This window comes from Pseudomonas sp. B21-032 (genome assembly GCF_024748965.1).
In the GTDB taxonomy this organism is placed as follows: Bacteria; Pseudomonadota; Gammaproteobacteria; order Pseudomonadales; family Pseudomonadaceae; genus Aquipseudomonas.
On the sequence record NZ_CP087180.1, the window covers coordinates 1,320,002 to 1,343,297 of the forward strand.

At 62.2% G+C, this 23,296-nt stretch carries 19 protein-coding genes; 16 read left to right on the forward strand and 3 right to left on the reverse strand.

The features are described 5' to 3' along the window. Window positions 1-3 precede the first annotated feature (3 nt). The 8 genes from dnaE to ispD all read left to right on the forward strand — a co-directional run bounded on the left by dnaE (window position 4) and on the right by ispD (window position 11,309). Window positions 4-3,525, forward strand: a complete 3,522-nt coding sequence (gene dnaE / locus LOY54_RS05980; RefSeq protein ID WP_258609810.1) for a DNA polymerase III subunit alpha — start codon at window positions 4-6, stop codon at window positions 3,523-3,525. Between the two features lie 98 nt (window positions 3,526-3,623). Next, the gene (locus LOY54_RS05985) at window positions 3,624-4,571 is read left to right on the forward strand and encodes an acetyl-CoA carboxylase carboxyltransferase subunit alpha (protein WP_045193615.1); all 948 of its coding nucleotides are present in this window, start codon (window positions 3,624-3,626) and stop codon (window positions 4,569-4,571) included. A 106-nt stretch (window positions 4,572-4,677) separates the two neighbouring features. Next, window positions 4,678-5,973: a tRNA lysidine(34) synthetase TilS gene (tilS, locus tag LOY54_RS05990; protein ID WP_258609812.1), complete on the forward strand. Its 1,296-nt coding sequence runs from the start codon at window positions 4,678-4,680 to the stop codon at window positions 5,971-5,973. A gap of 271 nt (window positions 5,974-6,244) precedes the next feature. Continuing rightward, on the forward strand, window positions 6,245-7,873 hold the full coding sequence (locus LOY54_RS05995; protein WP_038996727.1) for a CTP synthase: 1,629 nt from the start codon (window positions 6,245-6,247) through the stop codon (window positions 7,871-7,873). Window positions 7,874-7,876: 3 nt separating this feature from the next. Then, the gene (gene kdsA, locus LOY54_RS06000; protein WP_045193613.1) at window positions 7,877-8,722 is read left to right on the forward strand and encodes a 3-deoxy-8-phosphooctulonate synthase; all 846 of its coding nucleotides are present in this window, start codon (window positions 7,877-7,879) and stop codon (window positions 8,720-8,722) included. Window positions 8,723-8,875: 153 nt separating this feature from the next. Further along, a complete protein-coding gene (gene eno / locus LOY54_RS06005; RefSeq protein ID WP_045193612.1) occupies window positions 8,876-10,165 on the forward strand; it encodes a phosphopyruvate hydratase in 1,290 nt (429 codons plus the stop codon). Between the two features lie 161 nt (window positions 10,166-10,326). Further along, window positions 10,327-10,605, forward strand: a complete 279-nt coding sequence (gene ftsB / locus LOY54_RS06010) for a cell division protein FtsB (RefSeq protein ID WP_038996723.1) — start codon at window positions 10,327-10,329, stop codon at window positions 10,603-10,605. After that, a complete protein-coding gene (ispD, locus tag LOY54_RS06015) occupies window positions 10,602-11,309 on the forward strand; it encodes a 2-C-methyl-D-erythritol 4-phosphate cytidylyltransferase (protein WP_093386661.1) in 708 nt (235 codons plus the stop codon). Before ftsB ends, ispD begins: the two co-directional genes overlap by 4 nt. A gap of 60 nt (window positions 11,310-11,369) precedes the next feature. Here the strand turns inward: ispD and LOY54_RS06020 are convergent, their stop codons facing one another. After that, complete coding sequence (locus LOY54_RS06020; RefSeq protein ID WP_258609814.1) at window positions 11,370-12,266, reverse strand: LysR substrate-binding domain-containing protein; 897 nt, start codon at window positions 12,264-12,266, stop codon at window positions 11,370-11,372. Window positions 12,267-12,371: 105 nt separating this feature from the next. On the opposite strand from LOY54_RS06020, the gene LOY54_RS06025 reads away from it, so the two are divergent. The 8 genes from LOY54_RS06025 (at window position 12,372) to rpoS (ending at window position 19,554) form a co-directional block, all read left to right on the forward strand. Beyond that, the gene (locus LOY54_RS06025) at window positions 12,372-13,484 is read left to right on the forward strand and encodes an S-(hydroxymethyl)glutathione dehydrogenase/class III alcohol dehydrogenase (RefSeq protein WP_045193608.1); all 1,113 of its coding nucleotides are present in this window, start codon (window positions 12,372-12,374) and stop codon (window positions 13,482-13,484) included. Between the two features lie 8 nt (window positions 13,485-13,492). After that, complete coding sequence (gene fghA, locus LOY54_RS06030; protein ID WP_258609817.1) at window positions 13,493-14,347, forward strand: S-formylglutathione hydrolase; 855 nt, start codon at window positions 13,493-13,495, stop codon at window positions 14,345-14,347. 71 nt (window positions 14,348-14,418) lie between these two features. Next, window positions 14,419-14,892, forward strand: a complete 474-nt coding sequence (gene ispF, locus LOY54_RS06035) for a 2-C-methyl-D-erythritol 2,4-cyclodiphosphate synthase (protein ID WP_045193605.1) — start codon at window positions 14,419-14,421, stop codon at window positions 14,890-14,892. Next, on the forward strand, window positions 14,892-15,950 hold the full coding sequence (gene truD, locus LOY54_RS06040; protein ID WP_195885832.1) for a tRNA pseudouridine(13) synthase TruD: 1,059 nt from the start codon (window positions 14,892-14,894) through the stop codon (window positions 15,948-15,950). The genes ispF and truD overlap by 1 nt, the downstream gene beginning before the upstream one ends. Beyond that, the gene (surE, locus tag LOY54_RS06045; protein WP_093386651.1) at window positions 15,938-16,687 is read left to right on the forward strand and encodes a 5'/3'-nucleotidase SurE; all 750 of its coding nucleotides are present in this window, start codon (window positions 15,938-15,940) and stop codon (window positions 16,685-16,687) included. Before truD ends, surE begins: the two co-directional genes overlap by 13 nt. Further along, window positions 16,687-17,364, forward strand: a complete 678-nt coding sequence (locus LOY54_RS06050) for a protein-L-isoaspartate(D-aspartate) O-methyltransferase (RefSeq protein WP_045193603.1) — start codon at window positions 16,687-16,689, stop codon at window positions 17,362-17,364. The genes surE and LOY54_RS06050 overlap by 1 nt, the downstream gene beginning before the upstream one ends. Before the next feature lie 179 nt (window positions 17,365-17,543). Then, the gene (locus LOY54_RS06055; protein ID WP_258609819.1) at window positions 17,544-18,440 is read left to right on the forward strand and encodes a peptidoglycan DD-metalloendopeptidase family protein; all 897 of its coding nucleotides are present in this window, start codon (window positions 17,544-17,546) and stop codon (window positions 18,438-18,440) included. Between the two features lie 106 nt (window positions 18,441-18,546). Then, complete coding sequence (gene rpoS, locus LOY54_RS06060; protein ID WP_045193601.1) at window positions 18,547-19,554, forward strand: RNA polymerase sigma factor RpoS; 1,008 nt, start codon at window positions 18,547-18,549, stop codon at window positions 19,552-19,554. A gap of 533 nt (window positions 19,555-20,087) precedes the next feature. Here the strand turns inward: rpoS and fdxA are convergent. Beyond that, window positions 20,088-20,411: a ferredoxin FdxA gene (fdxA, locus tag LOY54_RS06065; protein ID WP_010224804.1), complete on the reverse strand. Its 324-nt coding sequence runs from the start codon at window positions 20,409-20,411 to the stop codon at window positions 20,088-20,090. Window positions 20,412-20,551: 140 nt separating this feature from the next. Further along, on the reverse strand, window positions 20,552-23,119 hold the full coding sequence (mutS, locus tag LOY54_RS06070) for a DNA mismatch repair protein MutS (RefSeq protein WP_258610695.1): 2,568 nt from the start codon (window positions 23,117-23,119) through the stop codon (window positions 20,552-20,554). Window positions 23,120-23,296 lie beyond the last annotated feature (177 nt).

Here is a 23,296-nt window from a genome sequence, read left to right on the forward strand (position 1 = left end):
ATCATGTCGGCTTCTTTCGTTCATCTTCGCCTGCACACCGAATACTCGCTGGTCGATGGCCTGGTGCGGATCAAGCCGCTGGCCAAGGCATTGGCGGCGATGAACATGCCGGCGGTCGCGGTTACCGACCAGAGCAACATGTGCTCGCTGGTCAAGTTCTACAAGAACGCCATGGGCGCCGGGATCAAGCCGATCTGCGGCGCCGACCTGTGGCTGGCCAACAGCGACCCGGATGCGCCGCTGTCGCGTATCTGCCTGCTGGCCATGGATGCCAAGGGCTACCGCAACCTCACCGAGTTGATTTCCCGTGGCTGGGTCGATGGTCAGCGCAATGGCCTGGTGATCATTGAGCGCCAGTGGATCGCCGAAGCCAGCGAGGGCGTGATCGCCCTGTCCGCGGCCAAGGAAGGCGACATCGGCATGGCCTTGCTCAATGGCAACCCGGACGAAGCCGAAGCCTTGCTGCGCGACTGGATGCAGATGTTCCCCGAGCGCTTCTACGTCGAAGTGCAGCGCACCAACCGCGCCGGTGACGAAGAATACCTGCACGCCGCCGTGGCCCTGGCCGACAAGCTCGACGCGCCGCTGGTAGCCACCAACGATGTGCGCTTTATCAAGCAGTCCGACTACGACGCCCACGAAACCCGCGTGTGCATCGGTGAAGGCCGGGCGCTGGATGACCCGCGCCGTTCGCGCAACTACAGCGACCAGCAGTACCTGAAAAGCCCGGAAGAAATGGCCGAGCTGTTCAGCGACCTGCCCGAAGCGATTGCCAACACCGTCGAGATCGCCAAGCGCTGCAACATCCAGGTGCAGTTGGGTAAGCACTTTCTGCCGGATTTTCCTACGCCCAACGGCATGGGTATCGACGACTACCTGCGCCACGTTTCCCACGAGGGCCTGGAAGAGCGTCTGGCGGTGTTGTGGCCGAAAGAGACCACGCCGAATTACCAAGAAAAGCGCCAGGTCTATCTGGACCGGCTGAAGTTCGAGCTGGATATCATCATCCAGATGGGCTTCCCCGGTTACTTCCTGATCGTTATGGACTTCATCAAGTGGGCCAAGAACAACGGCGTGCCGGTTGGCCCGGGCCGGGGTTCGGGTGCCGGTTCGCTGGTTGCCTACGTACTGAAGATTACCGACCTCGACCCGCTGGCCTATGATCTGCTGTTCGAACGTTTCCTCAACCCGGAACGGGTATCGATGCCCGACTTCGACGTCGACTTCTGCATGGATGGCCGCGACCGGGTAATCGAATACGTGGCTGACGCCTACGGGCGCAATGCCGTGAGCCAGATCATCACCTTCGGCACCATGGCGGCGAAGGCGGTGGTGCGCGACGTGGCGCGGGTCCAGGGCAAGTCCTACGGCCTGGCTGACCGCCTGTCGAAGATGATCCCCTTCGAAGTCGGCATGACCCTGGAAAAAGCCTACGAGCAGGAAGAGATCCTGCGCGATTTCCTCAAGAACGATGAAGACGCCAAGGAAATCTGGGACATGGCCCTCAAGCTCGAGGGCGTCTGCCGGGGTACCGGTAAACACGCCGGTGGCGTGGTTATCGCGCCGACCAAGCTTACCGATTTCTCGCCGATTGCCTGTGATGAAGAGGGCGGCGGCCTGGTCACCCAGTTCGACAAGGATGACGTCGAGGCCGCAGGCCTGGTGAAGTTCGACTTCCTCGGCCTGCGTACCCTGACGATCATCAAGTGGGCGATGGAAACCATCAACCGCGAACAGGCCAAGAAAGGCCTGGATGACCTGAACATCGACTTCATCCCGCTGGATGACAAGAAGACCTACGACCTGCTGCAAAAGGCCGAAACCACGGCGGTGTTCCAGCTTGAATCGCGGGGCATGAAGGAGCTGATCAAGAAGCTCAAGCCCGACTGCCTGGAAGACCTCATCGCACTGGTGGCGCTGTTCCGTCCCGGCCCGCTGCAATCGGGCATGGTTGACGACTTCATCAACCGCAAGCACGGTCGCGCGGAACTTGCCTACCCGCACTCCGATTACCAGTACGAAGGCCTGAAACCCGTTCTGGCACCGACCTACGGCATCATCCTGTACCAGGAACAGGTGATGCAGATTGCCCAGGTCATGGCCGGTTACACCCTCGGTGGTGCGGACATGCTGCGCCGGGCCATGGGTAAGAAAAAGCCCGAGGAAATGGCCAAGCAGCGCGGCGGTTTCATTGAAGGTTGCGCCAGCAACAACATTGATCCGGACCTCGCCGGCAACATCTTCGACCTGGTAGAGAAATTCGCCGGCTACGGCTTCAACAAATCCCACTCCGCCGCCTACGGCCTGGTCTCGTACCAGACTGCCTGGCTCAAGACCCACTACCCGGCGCCGTTCATGGCCGCGGTGCTGTCGGCGGATATGCACAACACCGACAAGGTCGTGACCTTGATCGAGGAGGTGCGCAGCATGAAGCTGCGCCTCGATGCGCCGGACGTGAACACCTCCGACTTCAAGTTCACGGTCAACGACGATGGCCGCATCGTCTATGGCCTGGGGGCGATCAAGGGCGTGGGCGAGGGGCCGGTTGAGGCCATCGTCGAAGCCCGCGCCGGCGGCCCGTTCAAGGACCTGTTCGACTTCTGCGAGCGGGTCGACCTCAAGCGCATCAACAAGCGCACCCTCGATGCCTTGATCCGCAGTGGCGCGCTGGACCGCCTGGGCCCGTACTTCCATGACGAGCTCAAGGCCTACCAGGCCAACATCGACCGCAACCGCGCAGTGCTGCTGGCGGCGATGGAAGAGGCGATCAAGGCGGCCGAGCAAACCGCGCGCACCGCCGACAGTGGTCACGCCGACCTGTTCGGCGGGTTGTTCGTCGAAGAGGATGCCGACGTTTATGCCAACCACCGCAAGGCCCGCGAGCTGACCCTCAAGGAGCGCCTGCGTGGTGAAAAAGACACCCTGGGCCTGTACCTGACCGGTCACCCGATCGACGAGTACGAAGGCGAGATCCGCCGTTTTGCCCGCCAGCGCATCATTGACCTCAAGCCTGCGCGCGACACTCAGACCGTCGCCGGGATGATCATTGCCCTGCGCGTGATGAAGAACAAGAAGGGCGACAAGATGGGCTTTGTCACCCTCGACGACCGCTCCGGGCGCATCGAGGCCTCGCTGTTTGCCGATGCCTTCATGGCCAACCAGGCGCTGCTGCAGACCGATGCTATGGTGGTGGTTGAAGGCGAGGTCAGCAACGATGACTTCTCCGGCGGCCTGCGCCTGCGGGTCAAGCGCGTGATGAGCATGGAAGATGCCCGCACCAACCTGGCCGAAAGCCTGCGCCTTAAAGTGCACGCCGATGCCCTCAAGGGCGACCGGCTGAACTGGCTGGGCGAGCTGTTCAAGCGCCATCGCGGCGCCTGCCCGATCACCATGGAATACACCGGCAGCGATGCCAAGGCCATGCTGCAGTTCGGCGAAAGCTGGCGCATCGACCCGGCCGATGGCTTGATTCAGGCCCTGCGTGACCAGTTCGGACGTGAGAACGTCTTTTTGCAATATCGATGAATTTTTAATCTCGACCTGAATGCGCCTGATCCCTTAAGGTAGGGCGCCAAACGGATCAACCGGCCGGCCGCCTGGCCGTAGACCCAAGACGGATGCCTATGAACCCGAATTTTCTGGATTTCGAACAGCCGATTGCTGACCTGCAAGCCAAGATCGAAGAGCTGCGCCTGGTTGGCAATGACAACTCGCTGAACATCGGCGATGAGATCGCCCGTCTGCAAGACAAGAGCAGCACCCTGACCGAAAGCATTTTCGGCAACCTGACCAGCTGGCAGATCGCCCGCCTGGCCCGTCACCCGCGCCGTCCGTACACCCTGGACTACATCGAGCACATCTTCACCGAGTTCGACGAGCTGCACGGTGACCGTCACTTCTCCGACGACGCCGCGATTGTCGGTGGTATCGCCCGCCTGGACGACAAGCCGGTGATGGTCATCGGTCATCAGAAAGGCCGTGAAGTGCGCGAAAAGGTTCGCCGCAACTTCGGCATGCCGCGCCCGGAAGGCTACCGCAAGGCTTGCCGCCTGATGGAAATGGCCGAGCGTTTCAAGATGCCGATCCTGACCTTCATCGATACCCCGGGCGCTTACCCTGGCATCGACGCCGAAGAGCGCAACCAGAGCGAAGCCATTGCCTGGAACCTGCGGGTCATGGCCCGCCTGAAAACCCCGATCATCGCCACCGTAATCGGTGAAGGTGGTTCCGGCGGTGCGCTGGCCATCGGTGTCTGCGACCAGCTGAACATGCTGCAGTATTCGACTTACTCGGTGATCTCGCCGGAAGGTTGCGCCTCGATCCTGTGGAAGACCGCCGAAAAGGCCTCCGACGCAGCCGAAGCCATGGGCATCACCGCCGAGCGCCTGAAAGGCCTGGGCATCGTCGACAAGGTTATCGCCGAGCCTCTGGGCGGCGCGCACCGTGATCCGGCAAAAATGTCCGCCACCGTTCGCGGCGAGCTGATCGAGCAACTGGACATGCTCAAGAAGTTCGACAACGACGCGCTGCTCAAGCGCCGCTATGACCGTCTGATGAGCTACGGGCTCTGATCTGACAATCGCGGATCAAGCCCGCTCCCACAGGGCTCCAGGCAAACTGTGGGAGCGGGCTTGACCCGCGATCGAGCGCAAAGCGCTCGCCACCGGGTCGACGCTGATGATTGATCTTCACACCAAGCTGTCCCCCTGGCTCACCGCCCCCTCCTGGTGCATCGCCCTCTCCGGCGGCCTGGATTCCAGTGTCCTCCTGCACCTGCTGGCAAGCCTGTCCCGCCAGCAGCCAATACCGCCCATCCGCGCGATTCACATCCACCACGGCCTGCAGGCTGCGGCCGACGCCTGGCCGGCGCATTGTCAGCGCCTGTGCGACGCCCTGGGCGTTGAACTGCAGATCATCCGGGTCAAGGTCGCTCCCGGCGCCAGCATTGAGCAGGGCGCCCGTGACGCGCGTTACGCCGCCTTTACCGCTGCCTTGCATCCCGGCGAAATCCTGTTGACCGGCCAGCACCGCGAAGACCAGGCCGAAACCTTGCTGTTTCGCCTGTTGCGCGGCGCCGGCCTGCGCGGCCTGGGCGCCATGCCCGGGCAGCGGCCGCTAGGGCAGGGCCTGCTGCTGCGGCCTTTGCTGGGTGTTTCGCGTAACGACCTGCAGGCGTACGCCAAGGCTCAGCAGTTGAGCTGGATCGAAGACCCGTCCAACACCGATACGCAATTCTCGCGCAACTACCTGCGCCACCAGGTGTTCCCGGCACTGCTGCAGCGCTGGCCGCAGGCCGCGCAAAACCTCGCGCGCAGCGCCGAGCACTTGAGCGAAGCCCAGGGCCTGCTCGATGAACTGGCGCAGGACGACCTGGCCCGGGCCGCGACCCCGGCAGCGTTCGACTGGCTTGGCCTGGACTCGCTCGACCTCGAGGTGCTGCGCGAGCTATCCCCGGCGCGCCAGCGCAACGCCCTGCAATATTGGCTGGCGCCGCGCACGCGCTTGCCCGACAGCCGCCACTGGGCAGGCTGGGAGGCGCTGCGCGATGCGGCATCCGACGGACGGCCACTGTGGCAACTGACCGACGGCCAATTGCACCGCGCCGCTGGCCGTATCTGGTGGCTGGCCGGTGACTGGTTGATGCCTGCAGGTGGCCGGCAGGTCTGGGCTGACCCGCACAAAGCACTGACCTTGAGCCACAACGGCAGTGTCAGCCTCAGCGGCACGTTGCCGCAGGGCCCCTTGCACATTGCCTACCGCCAGGGCGGCGAAACCCTGACAATTGCCGGCCGCGGCCAGCGCGACTTGAAACGCCTGCTCAACGAGGCGCAACTGCCGTCATTCGCCCGTTCGCGCCTGCCGTTGCTGTATTGCGCCGGGCAATTGCTGGCGGTCGCCAACCTGCCGGGGCTGAGCCAGGGCGACTGGCAATTGCATTGGCATGCGCCGACGAGCGAGCAAGGTTTGAGATGAAAGGCACATTCGGGTAGACTACGCTCCCTTCTTGATACAGCTTCTGTGGCTTCCCCGAAATCACAGCAGTTGCCGATTACCAAGCAGTTTTTTGCTGGGCGATTCTAAAAATGTTTAGCGAGCTCCTAACCGGGTATCCAACCCCCGGTGTGACCAGACGCGGCAGTTTTTTAAGATGCACTGTGATTGACGCAGGTGATCGGGGGCTTCGGCCTTCCTTCGCTTTCCCCGGCGGCACTGACCGCTTTAACGCAGACTTCTAGGGTTTTTCATGACGCGCTACATATTCGTCACGGGCGGTGTTGTTTCTTCATTGGGGAAAGGCATTGCCTCGGCTTCATTGGCGGCCATCCTGGAGGCGCGGGGGCTCAAGGTCACCATGCTCAAGCTGGACCCGTACATCAACGTCGACCCGGGCACCATGAGCCCGTTCCAGCACGGTGAAGTGTTCGTCACCCATGACGGCGCCGAGACCGACCTGGACCTGGGCCACTACGAGCGGTTCATCCGCACGACCATGACCCAGAACAACAACTTCACCACCGGCCGTATCTACGAGCACGTGCTGCGCAAAGAGCGCCGTGGTGATTACCTGGGCGCGACCATCCAGGTCATTCCGCACATCACCGACGAGATCAAGCGCCGCATCATCAAGGGTGCCGGCGACGCCGACGTGGCCCTGGTGGAAATCGGCGGTACCGTGGGTGACATCGAGTCGCAACCGTTCCTCGAGGCTATCCGTCAGCTGCGCGTCGAAGTGGGCTCCAAGCGCGCCATGCTGATGCACCTGACCCTGGTGCCGTACATCGCCACCGCTGGCGAGACCAAGACCAAGCCAACCCAGCACTCGGTCAAGGAGCTGCGCTCCATCGGCCTGCAGCCAGACGTGCTGATCTGCCGCTCCGACCATCCGGTGGATGTCTCCTCGCGCCGCAAGATCGCCCTGTTCACCAACGTCGAAGAGCGTGCGGTGATTTCCCTGGAAGACGTCGACACCATCTACAAGATCCCGGCCGTACTGCACGCCCAGGGCCTGGATGACTTCGTCGTCGAGCGTTTCGGCCTGCAATGCAACGGTGCCGACCTGTCCGAGTGGGAAAAGGTCGTCGACGCCAAGCTCAACCCCGAGCACGAAGTCACCATCGCCATGGTCGGCAAGTACATGGAGCTGCTGGACGCCTACAAGTCGCTGATCGAAGCGATGAGCCATGCCGGCATCCAGAACCGCACCAAGGTCAACCTGCGCTACATCGACTCCGAAGACATCGAGAACCAGGGCACCAGCCTGCTCGAAGGCGCCGATGCGATCCTGGTTCCAGGCGGTTTCGGCCTGCGTGGCGTCGAAGGCAAGATCACTGCCGTGCAATATGCTCGCGAGAACAAGGTCCCGTACCTGGGTATCTGCCTGGGCATGCAGGTGGCGGTCATCGAATTCGCCCGTAACGTCATGGGCTGGAAAGACGCCAACTCCACCGAGTTCGATCGCAACAGCGGTCACCCGGTCGTCGGCCTGATCACCGAGTGGGAAGATGCCACCGGCGCAGTCGAAACCCGTACCGAAGCCTCGGACCTGGGCGGCACCATGCGTCTGGGCGCCCAGGAATGCCAGCTGGCAAGCGGCTCCAAGGTTCACGACTGCTACGCCAAGGACGTGATCGTCGAGCGTCATCGTCATCGCTACGAAGTAAACAACAACCTGCTGCCACAACTGGTCGAAGCCGGCCTGAAAGTCTCCGGTCGTTCCGGTGACGGCGCGCTGGTTGAAGTGGTCGAGTCCCAGGATCATCCATGGTTCGTCGCTTGCCAGTTCCACCCGGAGTTCACCTCGACCCCGCGTGACGGCCATCCGCTGTTCAGCGGCTTCGTCAAGGCGGCACTGGCTCAAAAGAACAAGGCCTGATTCATGACCCAGAAGATCATTCGCGTCGGTAACATCGAGATCGCCAACGACAAGCCGTTCGTCCTGTTCGGCGGCATGAACGTGCTGGAATCCCGTGACCTGGCCATGAAGGTCTGTGAAGAGTACGTGCGGGTTACCGAGAAACTCGGTATCCCTTACGTGTTCAAGGCCAGCTTCGACAAGGCTAACCGTTCGTCGATCAACTCCTACCGTGGCCCTGGCCTGGAAGAGGGGATGAAGATCTTCGAAGAGATCAAGAAGACCTTCAACGTGCCGGTCATCACCGACGTGCACGAGCCAGAACAGGCTGCTGCGGTGGCCAAGGTCTGCGACATCATCCAGTTGCCGGCCTTCCTCTCGCGCCAGACCGACCTGGTGGTGGCCATGGCCAAGACCGGCGCGGTGATCAACATCAAGAAAGCCCAGTTCCTCGCACCCCAGGAAATGAAACACATCCTGACCAAGTGCGAAGAGGCCGGTAACGATCAATTGATCCTCTGCGAGCGTGGTTCAAGCTTCGGTTACAACAACCTGGTGGTGGACATGCTCGGCTTCGGCATCATGAAGCAGTTCGAGTACCCGGTGTTCTTCGACGTCACCCACTCCCTGCAGATGCCGGGTGGTCGCGCCGATTCCGCCGGTGGTCGCCGCGCCCAGGTCACCGACCTGGCCAAGGCAGGCCTGAGCCAGGGCCTGGCTGGCCTGTTCCTCGAGGCGCATCCGGATCCGGACAACGCCAAGTGTGACGGTCCTTGCGCCCTGCGCCTGGACAAACTGGAGCCTTTCCTGGCCCAGCTCAAGCAACTTGATGACCTGGTGAAGAGTTTTCCGACGGTAGAAACCGCGTAATCCTCGATTCTCCGGTAAAGTACCCCCCGTTCAACCTCTGACCCTCGGGTCAGGGGTCTGCTTTCGCCGGGCCTGCCTGTTTCAAATTGCCCGGCGAGCGGCAAGATTTTTCTCAGCTGCGTTGTTTTCGTCAATTCTGGAGTGCTTACAACAATGGCAAAAATCGTCGACATCAAAGGTCGTGAAGTTCTCGATTCGCGTGGTAACCCTACCGTAGAAGCGGACGTGCTGCTCGACAACGGCATCATCGGCAGCGCCTGCGCGCCGTCCGGTGCTTCCACTGGCTCGCGCGAAGCGCTGGAGCTGCGTGATGGCGACAAGAGCCGTTACATGGGCAAGGGCGTACTCAAGGCAGTTGCCAACATCAACGGCCCGATCCGCGACCTGCTGCTGGGCAAGGACCCGGTTGACCAGAAAGCCCTCGACCGCGCCATGATCGAACTGGACGGTACCGAGAACAAGGCCAAGCTGGGCGCCAACGCCATCCTCGCCGTGTCCCTGGCTGCCGCCAAGGCCGCTGCCCAGGACCAGGACCTGCCGCTGTACGCGCACATCGCCAACCTCAACGGCACCCCAGGCCAGTACTCGATGCCGGTTCCGATGATGAACATCATCAACGGCGGCGAGCACGCCGACAACAACGTCGACATCCAGGAGTTCATGGTTCAGCCGGTTGGCGCCAAGACCTTCTCCGATGCGCTGCGCATGGGCACCGAGATTTTCCATCACCTCAAGGCTGTGCTGAAGGCCCGTGGCCTGAACACTGCTGTCGGTGACGAAGGTGGTTTCGCGCCTAACCTGGCATCCAACGAAGACGCGCTGTCGGCCATCGCCGAAGCCATCGCCAACGCCGGTTACAAGCTGGGCACCGACGTCACCCTGGCCCTGGACTGCGCGGCCAGCGAGTTCTACGAAGATGGCAAGTACAACCTGTCCGGCGAAGGCAAGTCGTTCGACGCCGAAGGTTTTGCCGACTACCTCAAAGGCTTGACCGAGCGCTTCCCGATCATCTCGATCGAAGACGGCCTGGACGAGTCCGACTGGGCTGGCTGGAAGATCCTCACCGACAAGATCGGCGCCAAGGTGCAACTGGTCGGTGACGACCTGTTCGTGACCAACACCAAGATCTTGAAAGAAGGCATCGACAAGAGCATCGCCAACTCGATCCTGATCAAGTTCAACCAGATCGGCTCGCTGACCGAAACCCTGGAAGCCATCCAGATGGCCAAGGCTGCCGGTTACACCGCGGTAATCTCGCACCGTTCGGGCGAAACCGAAGACTCGACCATTGCCGACCTGGCCGTGGGTACCGCTGCCGGCCAGATCAAGACCGGTTCGCTGTGCCGTTCCGACCGCGTCTCCAAGTACAACCAATTGCTGCGTATCGAAGAGCAACTGGGCAGCAAGGCTGTGTACCGTGGCCGTGCCGAGTTTCGCGGCTAAGCAAGAGATGGTAAAAAGACCGCAGCAAAGCGGCGCTGAACGGTCATACTGATCGTTCAGAAGCCCTTGCTGCAGGTGTCTGAACACAAAGCCTGGCTTCGGCCAGGCTTCGTGCCATCAGCGACCTGCAGATGTGGCGGTCTTTTCCACTGGATACCCTGATGCGCAGTCCTTATTGGTTGTTCCTCGTCTTGCTCCTGCTGCTCGGTGGCCTGCAGTATCGTCTGTGGGTGGGCAATGGCAGCCTGGCCCAGGTCACCGAACTCAAGCAACAGATCGCTGACCAGCACGCTGAAAACGAGCGTTTGCTGGAGCGTAACCGTGTGCTTGATGCCGAGGTACTGGAGTTGAAGAAAGGTATGGAAACCGTCGAAGAACGGGCTCGCCACGAACTGGGTATGGTCAAGGAGGGCGAAACCCTCTACCAGCTTGCCCAATGAACCCGACCTTGCCGGCCTTCTGGGCCGTGATTCCCGCCGCGGGTGTTGGTGCCCGCATGGCTGCCGACCGTCCCAAGCAGTACCTGCAGCTGGGCGGGCAGACCATTCTCGAGCATAGCCTCGACTGTTTTCTTGACCATCCCTGCGTCAAAGGGGTGGTGGTCAGCGTTGCCGCTGACGATCCCTACTGGCCCGGTTTGCGCTGCGCCAGCGATCCCCGTATCCAGCGTGCCGAAGGCGGCCAGGAACGTGCCGATTCGGTGCTCAACGCCTTGTTGCTGCTGCACGCCCAGGGCGCGGCGGACAGCGACTGGGTGCTGGTGCACGACGCCGCGCGGCCGAACCTGGCCCGCAGCGACCTCGACCGCTTGCTCGCAGAGCTTGCCGATGACCCGGTGGGTGGACTGCTGGCGGTACCGGCGCGCGATACCCTCAAGCGCGCCGATGCCCACGGCCGGGTCAGCAGCACAATCGACCGCAGTACCGTGTGGCAGGCCTACACGCCACAGATGTTCCGTCTCGGTGCCTTGCACCGGGCCCTGGCCGACAGCCTGGTGGCCGACGTGGCGATTACCGACGAGTCATCGGCCATCGAATGGGCCGGGCAGGCGCCGCGCCTGATCGAAGGGCGCAGCGACAACATCAAGGTCACCCGCCCCGAAGACCTCGAGTGGCTGCGCCAGCGCTGGGCCAAGCGAGGTTGAGCACTCTTCGCGGGGCAAGCCCGCTCCTACAGTAGGAGCGGGCTTGCCCCGCGATGCTTTTCAGGCACCTCGATACTCAGGCAACCCCGCCAATCCCTCGCGCAGATAATCCACCAGCTTGCGCACCTTCGGCGATAAATGCCGCTGTTGCGGATACAGCGCCCACACCGCGGTATTGGGCGGTTGATGCGCTTCCAGCAGTGACACCAGCGCGCCGGTTTTGAGGTGTTCAAGCACGTAGTAGTCCGGCAACTGGCACAAGCCCATCCCTTGCAGCGCCGCGTCCAGCACTGCCTGGCCGCTGTTGCAGCGCCAGTTGCCGTGAACCCGTTGGCCGATCTCCCGCCCGTCCAGTTGCAGCGCCCAGTTGTCGGCGCTGCCGATCAGGCAGTTGTGCCGCGCCAGCTCCGACAGGCTGTGCGGGCGGCCGTAGCGTTCCAGATACGCAGGTGACGCGCACAGGTACATGCGCCGCGGCGCCAGGCGCGTGGCCACCAGCCGCGAGTCCTGCAAACGGCCCAGGCGAATGGCCAGGTCCATGCCCTCATGCACCAGGTCCAGCGGGCGGTTGCTCAGTTCGATGTCCACCCGTAGTTGCGGATAGGCGGCCATGAAGCGCGTCACCAGCGGCACGATGAAGCGCTCACCGTAGGCCACGGCGCACGTCATGCGCAGCAGCCCTTTGGGCTCGCTGGTCAGGTCGCCCATGGCGCGCAGGGCTTCTTCGCGGCCGTCCTGCAGGCGTTGGCAATGCTGCAGGAAGGTCTGCCCGGCTTCGCTCAGGGTCACCCGCCGGGTGCTGCGGTACAGCAAGCGGGTTTGCAGGCGTTCTTCCAGGCGGGCGATCTGCCGGCTGACGTGGGACGACGACACCCCGAGGCGTTCGGCGGCGGCGGTGAACTGCCCGGCTTCGGCGACGGCCACGAATTCGTCGATACCCTCCCACAGATTGCTCATTGATTATCCCTGTGTGGCAATAATGTTTTGTCTTTGCCTGGATTATTCATCAAATATCGATGAATTACACTGCAAGCCTGAACTGACCCTTGCTGGAGAAGATTGATGATCAAGTCCCGTGCCGCCGTTGCCTTCGAGGCCAAGAAACCGCTGGAGATCGTCGAAGTCGACGTGGCCATGCCCAAGGCCGGCGAGGTGCTGCTGCGCGTGGTTGCCAGCGGCGTCTGCCATACCGATGCCTACACCCTGTCGGGCGCCGACCCGGAAGGCATCTTCCCGTCGATCCTCGGCCACGAGGGCGGCGCCATCGTCGAAGCCATCGGTGAGGGCGTGACCTCGGTTGCCGTTGGTGATCATGTGATCCCGCTGTACACCCCCGAGTGCGGTCAGTGCAAATTCTGCCGCTCCGGCAAGACCAACCTGTGCCAGGCCATCCGCGCCACCCAGGGCAAGGGCCTGATGCCCGACGGCAGCACGCGCTTCTCCTACAAGGGCCAGCAGTTGTTCCACTACATGGGCACCTCGACTTTTTCCGAGTACACCGTGCTGCCGGAAATCTCCGTGGCCAAGATCCAGAAAGAAGCCCCGCTGGAAAAGGTCTGCCTGCTCGGTTGCGGCGTAACCACCGGTATCGGCGCGGTGCTCAACACCGCCAAGGTCAAGCCGGGCGATACCGTGGCCATCTTCGGCCTGGGCGGCATTGGCCTGTCGGCGATCATCGGTGCGGTGAAGGCCAAGGCTTCGCGGATCATTGCCGTGGACATCAACCCGAGCAAGTTCGAGATCGCCAAACAGCTGGGTGCCACCGACTGCGTCAACCCGAAAGACTACGACCGTCCGATCCAGGAGGTGATCGTCGATCTCACCGATGGTGGCGTCGACTTCTCGTTCGAGTGCGTGGGTAACGTGCAACTGATGCGTGCGGCGCTGGAATGCTGCCATAAGGGCTGGGGCGAGTCGGTGATTATCGGCGTTGCCGGTGCCGGCCAGGAAATTTCCACCCGTCCGTTCCAGCTGGTGACTGGCCGGGTCTGGCGCGGTTCGGCCTTCGGTGGCGTGCGTGGCCGCAGCGAGCTGCCAAGCTACGTGGAAATGTCGGAAAAAGGCGAAATCCCGCTGGATACCTTCATCACCCACACCATGGGCCTGGAAGACATCAACAAGGCATTCGACCTGATGCACGAAGGCAAGAGCATTCGCAGCGTCATCCACTTCTGAGGTCTGCCATGAGCCTGGAAAACATCTCTTGCCAGAAGAGCTTCGGCGGCTGGCATAAACGCTACCGCCATCGCTCCCAGGTGCTCGGCTGCGACATGGTGTTTGCCGTGTACCTGCCGCCACAGGCCGAGCAGGGCGGCAAGCTGCCGGTCCTGTACTGGCTGAGCGGCCTGACCTGCACCGACGAGAATTTCATGCAAAAGGCCGGTGCGCACAAGCTGGCTGCCGAGCTTGGCTTGATCATCGTCGCCCCCGACACCAGCCCGCGCGGGCCGCAGGTGCCGGCTGATCCTGATGGCGCCTGGGATTTTGGCCTGGGGGCCGGGTTCTACCTCAACGCCACCGAGCAGCCGTGGGCCCAGCACTACCGCATGCACGACTATGTGGTGGAGGAATTGCCGGCATTGGTCGAGGCGCATTTCCCGGCCTCAAGTCAGCGCGGTATCAGCGGTCATTCCATGGGCGGCCATGGCGCGCTGGTGTGCGCTTTGCGCAACCCGGGGCACTACCGTTCGGTGTCGGCGTTCGCGCCGATCAGCAACCCGATGGATTGCCCGTGGGGTCAGAAGGCCTTCAGTCGCTACCTGGGTGAGGACCGGGCGCGCTGGCGCGAGTGGGATGCCAGCGTGTTGCTCGCCGAGGCTGGCGAGCGCTTGCCGCTGCTGGTCGACCAGGGCGATCGCGATGATTTTCTCGACAACCAGCTCAAGCCGCAGGTGCTCGAGCAGGCGGCCAGGGCGGCGGGCCATCCGCTGACCTTGCGCCTGCAACCAGGCTATGACCACAGCTACTACTTCATTGCCAGCTTCATCGATGACCACTTGCGGCATCATGCCGCAGCGCTGATAGGCCCGGGTAACTGATCCTACAAATCAAGCCCAAGCGCCGGCAAAGCAGGTAGAATCACGCCCTGACTCAATCAGGGCGTTTTTTTATGCGTATTGGCCACGGCTACGATGTGCACCGCTTCGCGGAAGGCGATTTCATCACCTTGGGTGGGGTGCGCATTGCGCACAAGTTCGGGCTGCTGGCCCATTCCGATGGCGACGTCGTCTTGCATGCCCTGAGCGATGCCCTGCTTGGCGCTGCGGCGCTGGGCGATATCGGCAAGCATTTCCCCGACACCGATCCGCAGTTCAAGGGCGCCGACAGTCGCGTGCTGCTGCGTCACGTGGTGCAGATCGTTCAGGCCAAGGGCTGGAAGGTCGGTAACATCGACGCCACCATCGTTGCCCAGGCACCGAAGATGGCCCCGCATATCGACACCATGCGCCAGTTGATCGCCCAGGACCTGCAGGTCGAGCTGGATCAGGTCAACGTCAAGGCCACCACCACCGAAAAGCTTGGTTTTACCGGGCGTGAGGAAGGCATCGCGGTTCACGCCGTTGCCCTGTTGCTGCCAGCATGATGAGCGAACTCGAACTGCTCGGCCCGCGTGCTGCGGGCCAAGCGCTGGGCAGCGCAATTCTCAAGGCCAGCGCCGAAGACTTCCAGGTCGATGAAGTACTCGACATTCCCCTCAGCGGCAGCGGTGAGCACCTGTGGCTGTGGGTCGAAAAACGTGACCTCAACACCGAAGAGGCTGCCCGTCGCCTGGCCCGCGCCGCCGGCGTGCCGCTGCGCAGCATCAGCTACGCCGGTCTCAAGGACCGCCAGGCGCTGACCCGCCAGTGGTTCAGCCTGCACCTGCCGGGCAAGGCCGACCCGGACCTGAGCGCCGCCGAAAACCAAACCCTGAGCATCCTCAAGCAGACCCGCCACTCACGCAAGCTGCAGCGCGGCGCGCATTCGGCCAACGGCTTCACCTTGCGCCTCACCGGCCTCAAGGCTGAACGTGCGGCGCTGGATGCACGGCTTGAGCAAATCCGTAGCCAGGGCGTGCCTAACTACTTTGGCACCCAGCGCTTTGGCCACGACGGCGGCAATGTCCACGACGCCCGTGAGTGGGCCAACCGCCAGGCCTTGCCTGAGCAGCGCAACGTTCGTTCGCGGCTGCTCTCCAGCGCCCGTAGCTACCTGTTCAACCAGGTGCTGGCCGCGCGTGTCGCCGACGGCAGTTGGCAGCAGGCACAGGTCGGTGACCTGCTGGCGTTTACCGACAGCCGCAGCTTTTTTCCGGCAGGTGAGGCTGAATGTTCCGATCCGCGCCTGGCAATTCTCGACCTGCACCCCACCGGCCCGCTATGGGGCGAGGGGCAGTCCGGCGCCAGCGGCGCGGCTGGTGAACTCGAGCAACGTATCGGTGAACAGCATGGCGCCTTGTGCCAATGGCTGGCGCGGGCGGGCATGAGTCACGAACGACGCATTCTGCGACTGCCCATTAGCGGGCTGACGTGGCATTATCCCGAGCCTGATATCCTGCAACTGGAATTCGTCCTTCCGGCCGGATGCTTCGCCACCGTGGTGGTGCGCGAGCTTGTTGATCTGGTGCCGGCAGGGCAGACGGACAGCCCATGCGTATTCTGATTTCGAACGACGACGGGGTTACCGCACCCGGTCTCGCCGCGCTGCATGCTGCGCTGGCGGATTATGCCGAATGTGTGGTGATCGCCCCGGACCAGGACAAAAGCGGCGCCAGCAGTTCGCTGACGCTCGACCGGCCGCTGTGCCCGCAAACCCTGGCCAATGGTTTTATCAGCCTCAACGGCACGCCGACCGATTGCGTCCACCTGGGCCTCAACGGCCTGCTGCCGACCCCTCCGGACATGGTGGTGTCGGGGATCAACCTGGGCGCCAACCTTGGCGATGACGTGCTGTATTCCGGCACCGTGGCTGCTGCGCTTGAGGGCCGTTTTCTCGGCGGTACCTCGTTTGCCTTCTCGTTGCTCTCGCGCCTGCCCGACAACCTGCCGACGGCCGCCTACTTCGCCCGCAAGCTGGTCGAGGCCCATGCCAGCCTCGAGCTGCCGCCTCGTACAGTGCTCAACGTCAATATCCCCAACCTTCCGCTGGAACACATCCGCGGCATCCAGTTGACCCGCCTGGGCCATCGCGCCCGCGCTGCGGCACCGACCAAGGTGGTCAATCCGCGGGGCAAGGAAGGCTACTGGATCGCCGTGGCCGGCGATGCCGAAGATGGCGGCCCGGGGACCGATTTCCACGCGGTGATGCAGGGCTATGTCTCGATCACTCCGCTGCAGCTCGACCGGACCTTCAATGATGCCTTCGAGCGCCTCGACGGCTGGCTGGAGGGCTTACTCTGATGCGCGAACAGGATGATCTGATGCGCCACGGTATCGGTTTTACCTCTGAGCGAACCCGCGAACGGCTGATCAAGCGCCTGATCGAGGAAGGGGTCTCGAACCCCAAGGTGATCGAGGTACTGCGCCGCACGCCTCGGCACCTGTTCGTCGATGAAGCCCTGGCCCACCGTGCCTACGAAGACACGGCGTTGCCAATCGGCAACAACCAGACCATCTCCCAGCCGTTCATGGTCGCGCACATGAGCGAGCTGCTGCTCGAAGCCGGCCCCCTGGACAAGGTGCTGGAGATCGGCACCGGTTCCGGCTACCAGACCGCAATTCTTGCGCAACTGGTCGAACGGGTGTTTTCCGTCGAGCGTATCAAGGTCCTGCAGGACCGCGCCAAGGAACGCCTGATCGAGCTGAACCTGCGCAACGTGGTGTTCCGTTGGGGCGATGGTTGCGAAGGCTGGCCGGCACTTGCGCCTTACAACGGCATCATCGTCACCGCGGTCGCGCCCGAGGTGCCCCAGGCCCTGCTCGACCAGCTCGCCCCGGGCGGGCGCATGGTCATACCGGTGGGCCCGGCCGGTGAAACCCAGCAGTTGATGCTGATCGTGCGCGAAGAACACGGCTTCTCGCGACGGGTGCTGGGCGCCGTGCGTTTTGTGCCGTTGCTCACCGGGCCACTGGCCTGACCGGGCTTTTTTTTCGCCCGGGCGAATTTCGGCGGCATTGCCCTGTCTATCTGGCGGGCTACCATAGTCTGTTACAGATCACGTTTAGCAATGGCCAGACGTCCGCATTGCGGCGCGCTCGGGTATAATTGCAACAATATTGCATTTTTTACATCGGTCACCATTAGAGGGAGCGGCGGGTGGGTCACACAAACATTCGGCAGCGCAAGGATCCATCGAGCTTCAAGCTTCTGCTGATTGCACTGGCCGTGGGTACGCTGGTGACGGGGTGCTCGAGCACGTCTTCCAACAGCGTCCGGGTGGTCGATCGCAACAACGCCGCGCCCAAACGCCCTGTGGTCACCACCGGTCAATACCTGGTGCGCCCCGGCGACACGCTGTTCTCCATCGCCTTTCGCTATGGCTGGGACTACAAGGCCCTGGCCGCGCGCAACGGTATCGCTGCGCCGTATACCATTCGTCCGGGCCAGGCGATCCGTTTCGATGGTCGCTCCAGTGGCCCGGCGCCAGTCGTCGGCACCACCGTGGTCACCAGCTCGCCATCTTCTTCAAGCAAGACCACCATCATCAAGCGTCCGCTGGACAGCTCCGGCAAACCAATAACGCCGCCCACCACCGCGCCTGCAAGCACGCCAAACACCGTGCCGGTTGCCCCGGTGGCGACTACCACAGCACCTGTGCAAGTGCCCCCCGCAGGGCGCTCCACGGCCGGCTGGGCCTGGCCGGCCAACGGCGTGCTGATTGGAAAATTTGCTTCAAACGGTAGTTTGAATAAAGGCATTGATATCGCCGGTGATTTGGGACAGCCTGTTTTTGCTGCATCTGATGGTTCAGTTGTCTACGCCGGGAGTGGCTTGCGGGGCTACGGCGAGTTGGTAATCATCAAGCACAACGATACCTACGTCAGTGCCTACGGCCACAACCGCAGGCTTTTGGTTCGGGAGGGACAGCAGGTCAAGGTAGGGCAGACAATTGCCGAAATGGGGTCCACGGGCACAGACCGGGTGAAGCTTCATTTTGAAATTCGCCGCCAGGGCAAACCTGTCGATCCGCTGCAATTCCTGCCACGTCGTTGATTGCTAGGCCCGGCCTGTTCCTCGCGTAGAGGGGACAGGCTCCAGCGCTGCCAGGGATAAAGGCGCCGCTCGAGTCTGAGTTCGAACTCAGCAAAGGACTATAACAATGGCTCTCAGTAAAGAAGTGCCGGAGTTTGACATCGACGATGAGGTTCTCCTGATGGAGACCGGCATTGTTTTGGAAACGGATGTGATGTCAGACGAACCTGCTGTACCTACGGTTCGGACCAAGGCTAAACAGAGCGCTACGCTCAAACAGCACAAGTACATCGACTACACTCGGGCACTTGATGCAACCCAGCTTTACCTCAATGAAATCGGCTTCTCGCCATTGCTCTCTCCGGAAGAAGAAGTGCACTTTGCGCGCCTGTCGCAACGTGGTGATCCGGCCGGGCGCAAGCGCATGATCGAAAGCAACCTGCGCCTGGTGGTTAAAATCGCCCGGCGTTATGTCAACCGGGGGCTTTCGCTGCTCGACCTGATCGAAGAAGGCAACCTCGGCCTGATTCGGGCGGTCGAGAAGTTCGACCCGGAACGCGGCTTCCGTTTTTCTACCTACGCCACCTGGTGGATTCGGCAGACCATCGAACGTGCGATCATGAACCAGACCCGTACCATCCGCTTGCCCATTCACGTGGTCAAGGAACTCAACGTCTACCTGCGCGCCGCCCGCGAACTGACCCAGAAGCTCGATCACGAACCGTCCCCGGAAGAGATCGCCACCCTGCTGGAAAAACCGGTCGGCGAGGTCAAGCGCATGCTTGGGCTCAACGAGCGGGTATCGTCGGTGGACGTGTCCCTGGGGCCGGATTCGGATAAAACCCTGCTCGATACCCTGACCGACGACCGTCCTACTGATCCGTGCGAGCTGCTTCAGGATGACGATCTGTCCCAGAGCATCGACCAGTGGCTCAGCGAGCTGACCGACAAGCAGCGCGAGGTAGTGATTCGCCGCTTCGGCCTGCGCGGTCATGAAAGCAGTACGCTGGAAGATGTCGGCCTGGAAATCGGCCTGACCCGGGAACGGGTGCGGCAGATCCAGGTAGAGGGCCTCAAGCGCCTGCGTGAGATCCTCGAAAAGAATGGCCTGTCCAGCGAGTCGCTGTTTCAGTAACGCCAGCGAAATCGTTGTGAAGAACGCCCCGACATGTCGGGGCGTTTTTGCATCTGCAGAACAGCGGTTTACCCGTGAACGGCTTCCCGATGGCGGTCTGGAAACATTCGGGTTTGGGCGCGATCCGACGGCGATGTTGGTACTGTTCTAGTTCATGTAAGCCATCGCTTACTCGTTGTGTAAGCCTTGGCTGTACGCTGTAGTAAATCGTTGTCGCTTTCAGTGTGCGCTTTTGTTTAAGCTATTGATATATATATGTTTTTTTGTTTGTGACAGTACGGTTACCGCAGCTTTTTGAGAGCTTTGTGCTGTTGTGGTAAATCTTGGAAGCGCTAATATTTGTCCTGTGTCTACGGACTGACACAGGCTCTCAAGGATGAAAGCCAAGGACATCGCAGGATGCGATTCATCAGGATGATGAAAGGGAACAAAGGGACTACGGAAAAAATGTGGGCGGGTCAAACCGCCCCTTTTTTTTGCCCGCAACAAACATGAAAAAAGGCCCTGGAAGGGCCTTTTTTGTTGATCCGCGCTTAGCGCTCGAGATCGGCGATCTTGCCTGGCTTGCCATCCCACTCGGCGGCATCTGGCAACGAATCTTTCTTTTCGGTGATGTTCGGCCAGATTTCCGCCAGCTCGGCATTGAGCTCGATGAAGTTCTCCATGCCGGCAGGCACTTCGTCTTCCGAGAAAATGGCGACGGCGGGGCATTCAGGCTCGCACAGTGCACAGTCGATGCACTCGTCCGGGTGAATGACCAGGAAGTTCGGGCCTTCGTAGAAGCAGTCCACCGGACAGACTTCTACGCAGTCGGTGTACTTGCACTTGATGCAGTTGTCGGTGACGACGAAGGTCATTTCTAATTCTCTCCTCAGGCGACGGCAGCGGTGCCCCTCCAGACAGGGCCGCTCGGTTTGGTTGTTCGGCTGCAGGCCAGGCTAGTAACCTGCAGCGCCGCCAAACCGCGCGGGATTCTATCAGCTTGTGCGGGCGCGCGTTATAACAGAGTCTTCAGTGTATAGAGCATTTCGATAGCTTGACGCGGCGTCATATTGTCCAGGTCCAGCTTTCCGAGCTTCTCGATGGCCGGATGCGGCAGGCTGGCAAACAGGTCGCTCTGGTGCGGTACCGCAGGTGCACCTTGCTGCAAGGCAGGTGTTTCGTGGGGCAGGCTGGCGGTTTCCAGCCGGCCCAGGTGTTCGCGAGCACGCTGAATCACCGGCGTCGGCACGCCGGCCAGCTGCGCCACTGCCAGGCCGTAGCTCTGGCTGGCGGGGCCGGGCAGCACGTGGTGCAGGAACACGATGCGTTCGTTGTGCTCGGTAGCGTTCAGGTGCACGTTGGCCACCAGCGGCTCGCTCTCCGGCAGCACCGTCAGCTCGAAGTAGTGGGTGGCGAACAGCGTGTAGGCGCGCAGCTGCGCCAGGCGCTCGGCGGCGGCCCAGGCCAGCGACAGGCCGTCGAAGGTACTGGTGCCGCGGCCGACTTCGTCCATCAGCACCAGGCTGCGCTCGGTGGCGTTGTGCAGGATGTTGGCGGTTTCGCTCATCTCGACCATGAAGGTCGAGCGGCCACCGGCCAGGTCGTCGCTGGAGCCGATACGGGTGAAGATGCGATCCACCAGTGAAAGCTCGCAGGCCGCAGCCGGGACGAAGCTACCAATGTGCGCCATCAGCACGATCAATGCGGTCTGGCGCATGTAGGTGGATTTACCGCCCATGTTCGGGCCGGTGATCACCAGCATCCGGGTGTTGTCATCCAAAGCCAGGTCGTTGGCCACGAACGGCGTGGTCAGCACTTGCTCGACCACCGGGTGGCGACCCTGGGTGATGCGCATGCACGGTTCGTCGACGAACTGCGGGCAGTTCAGGTCCAGGTTCAACGCGCGCTCGGCCAGGTTGCTCAGCACATCCAGCTCGGCCAGGGCCGCAGCGGTGTCCTGCAACGGCGCCAGGTGGCCGATCAGGTTCTCCAGCAGGGCATCGTAGAGCATCTTCTCGCGCGCCAGGGCGCGGCTCTTGGCCGACAGCGCCTTGTCTTCGAAGGTTTTCAGCTCCGGGGTGATGAAGCGCTCAGCGCCCTTGAGGGTCTGGCGGCGGATGTAGTCAGCCGGTGCCTGCTCGGCCTGCTTGCTTGGCAGCTCGATGAAGTAGCCATGCACACGGTTGTAGCCGACCTTGAGGTTGGCCAGGCCCGTGCGGGCTTTCTCGCGGGCTTCCAGATCAATAAGGAACTGCCCGGCGTTCTCGCTCATCGCCAGCAGCTCGTCCAGCTCGCTGTCGTAGCCGGTCTTGAGCACGCCACCGTCGCGGATCACCGCTGGCGGGTTGTCGATGATGGCTTTTGCCAGCAGGTCGGCAAGCTCCGGGTAGGTCCCGGCAATGGCAGCCAGGCGCGCCAGGTGCGGCGCCTCAAGCTCGGCCATGGCGTTCTGCAGTTCCGGCAGGGCACCGAGGGCATCGCGCAGGCGTGCGAGGTCTCGCGGGCGCGCATTGCGCAGGCCGATACGGGCGAGGATACGCTCGATGTCGCCGATTTCCTTCAACTGCGGTTGCAGCTTCTCGAAGCGGTAACCGTCGAGCAGGCAGCGAATCGAGCCCTGACGTGCCTGCAGTACTTTCAGGTCGCGCAGCGGGCGGTTCAGCCAGCGGGTCAGCAGGCGGCTGCCCATCGCGGTCTGGCAACGGTCGATCACCGATTGCAGGGTATTGTCGCGGCCACCGGCCAGGTTCACATCCAGCTCAAGGTTGCGCCGGCTGGCGCCGTCGAGCACCACGGTGTCGTCCAGGCGTTCATGCTTGAGGCTGCGCAGGTGCGGCAGGGCGGTGCGCTGGGTTTCCTTGGCGTAGCCGAGCAGGCAGCCGGCGGCGCCGATGGCCAGGGTCAGCTTCTCGCAGCCAAAGCCCTTGAGGTCCTGGGTCGCGAACTGCTGGCAAAGGCTTTTGCGTGCCGAATCGCGGTCAAAATCCCACGGCGCACGGCGACGTGCGCCACGGCGTTTTTCCGCCGGCAGGCCCTGGGGCCAGTCGTCGGGGATCAGTAGTTCGACCGGATTGATGCGCTCAAGCTCGGCCAGCAGGTTTTCCCAGCCCTTGATCTCGAGCACGCTGAAATTGCCGCTGGTGATGTCCAGCACAGCCAGGCCGAACAGGCGCTCGTCGCCCAGCACAGCGGCGATCAGGTTGTCGCGGCGCTCGTCGAGCAGCGCTTCGTCACTGACCGTGCCCGGGGTAATGATGCGCACTACCTGGCGCTCGACCGGGCCCTTGCTGGTGGCCGGGTCGCCGATCTGTTCGCAGATCACCACCGACTCGCCCAGCTTCACCAGCTTGGCCAGGTAGCCCTCGGCCGCATGGAAGGGGATACCGCACATGGGGATCGACTGGCCCGCCGACTGCCCGCGGGCGGTCAGGGTGATGTCCAGGAGTTTGGCAGCCTTCTTCGCGTCTTCGTAGAAGATCTCGTAAAAGTCGCCCATGCGGTAGAACATCAGCTGGTCCGGGTGCTGGTTTTTCAGCTTCCAGTACTGCTGCATCATCGGGGTGTGTGCGGACAAATCAGAAATTGCTTTATTCATCAATTAGTTAGGGCTTTTTTAAGCTGGCGCTGGGGCAAAATTCGGGCATAGCTTCCAGTGCAATGCTTGGGGTGATCTCGATGACGGGTAGGGTACCACAGTCCTAGTGACCTCTAGGGGGGCGGCTCTGTTGTGAAGCCTTGAAGGAGGGGCAGTCAGTGCAGC

Bases quoted from the DNA above. Each gene is read 5' to 3' on its own strand.
- dnaE (WP_258609810.1), top strand. From the start codon at position 4: ATGTCGGCTTCTTTCGTTCATCTTCGCCTGCACACCGAATACTCGCTG.
- LOY54_RS05985 (WP_045193615.1), top strand. From the start codon at position 3,624: ATGAACCCGAATTTTCTGGATTTCGAACAGCCGATTGCTGACCTGCAA.
- tilS (WP_258609812.1), top strand. From the start codon at position 4,678: ATGATTGATCTTCACACCAAGCTGTCCCCCTGGCTCACCGCCCCCTCC.
- LOY54_RS05995 (WP_038996727.1), top strand. From the start codon at position 6,245: ATGACGCGCTACATATTCGTCACGGGCGGTGTTGTTTCTTCATTGGGG.
- kdsA (WP_045193613.1), top strand. From the start codon at position 7,877: ATGACCCAGAAGATCATTCGCGTCGGTAACATCGAGATCGCCAACGAC.
- eno (WP_045193612.1), top strand. From the start codon at position 8,876: ATGGCAAAAATCGTCGACATCAAAGGTCGTGAAGTTCTCGATTCGCGT.
- ftsB (WP_038996723.1), top strand. From the start codon at position 10,327: ATGCGCAGTCCTTATTGGTTGTTCCTCGTCTTGCTCCTGCTGCTCGGT.
- ispD (WP_093386661.1), top strand. From the start codon at position 10,602: ATGAACCCGACCTTGCCGGCCTTCTGGGCCGTGATTCCCGCCGCGGGT.
- LOY54_RS06020 (WP_258609814.1), bottom strand. From the start codon at position 12,266: ATGAGCAATCTGTGGGAGGGTATCGACGAATTCGTGGCCGTCGCCGAA.
- LOY54_RS06025 (WP_045193608.1), top strand. From the start codon at position 12,372: ATGATCAAGTCCCGTGCCGCCGTTGCCTTCGAGGCCAAGAAACCGCTG.
- fghA (WP_258609817.1), top strand. From the start codon at position 13,493: ATGAGCCTGGAAAACATCTCTTGCCAGAAGAGCTTCGGCGGCTGGCAT.
- ispF (WP_045193605.1), top strand. From the start codon at position 14,419: ATGCGTATTGGCCACGGCTACGATGTGCACCGCTTCGCGGAAGGCGAT.
- truD (WP_195885832.1), top strand. From the start codon at position 14,892: ATGAGCGAACTCGAACTGCTCGGCCCGCGTGCTGCGGGCCAAGCGCTG.
- surE (WP_093386651.1), top strand. From the start codon at position 15,938: ATGCGTATTCTGATTTCGAACGACGACGGGGTTACCGCACCCGGTCTC.
- LOY54_RS06050 (WP_045193603.1), top strand. From the start codon at position 16,687: ATGCGCGAACAGGATGATCTGATGCGCCACGGTATCGGTTTTACCTCT.
- rpoS (WP_045193601.1), top strand. From the start codon at position 18,547: ATGGCTCTCAGTAAAGAAGTGCCGGAGTTTGACATCGACGATGAGGTT.
- fdxA (WP_010224804.1), bottom strand. From the start codon at position 20,411: ATGACCTTCGTCGTCACCGACAACTGCATCAAGTGCAAGTACACCGAC.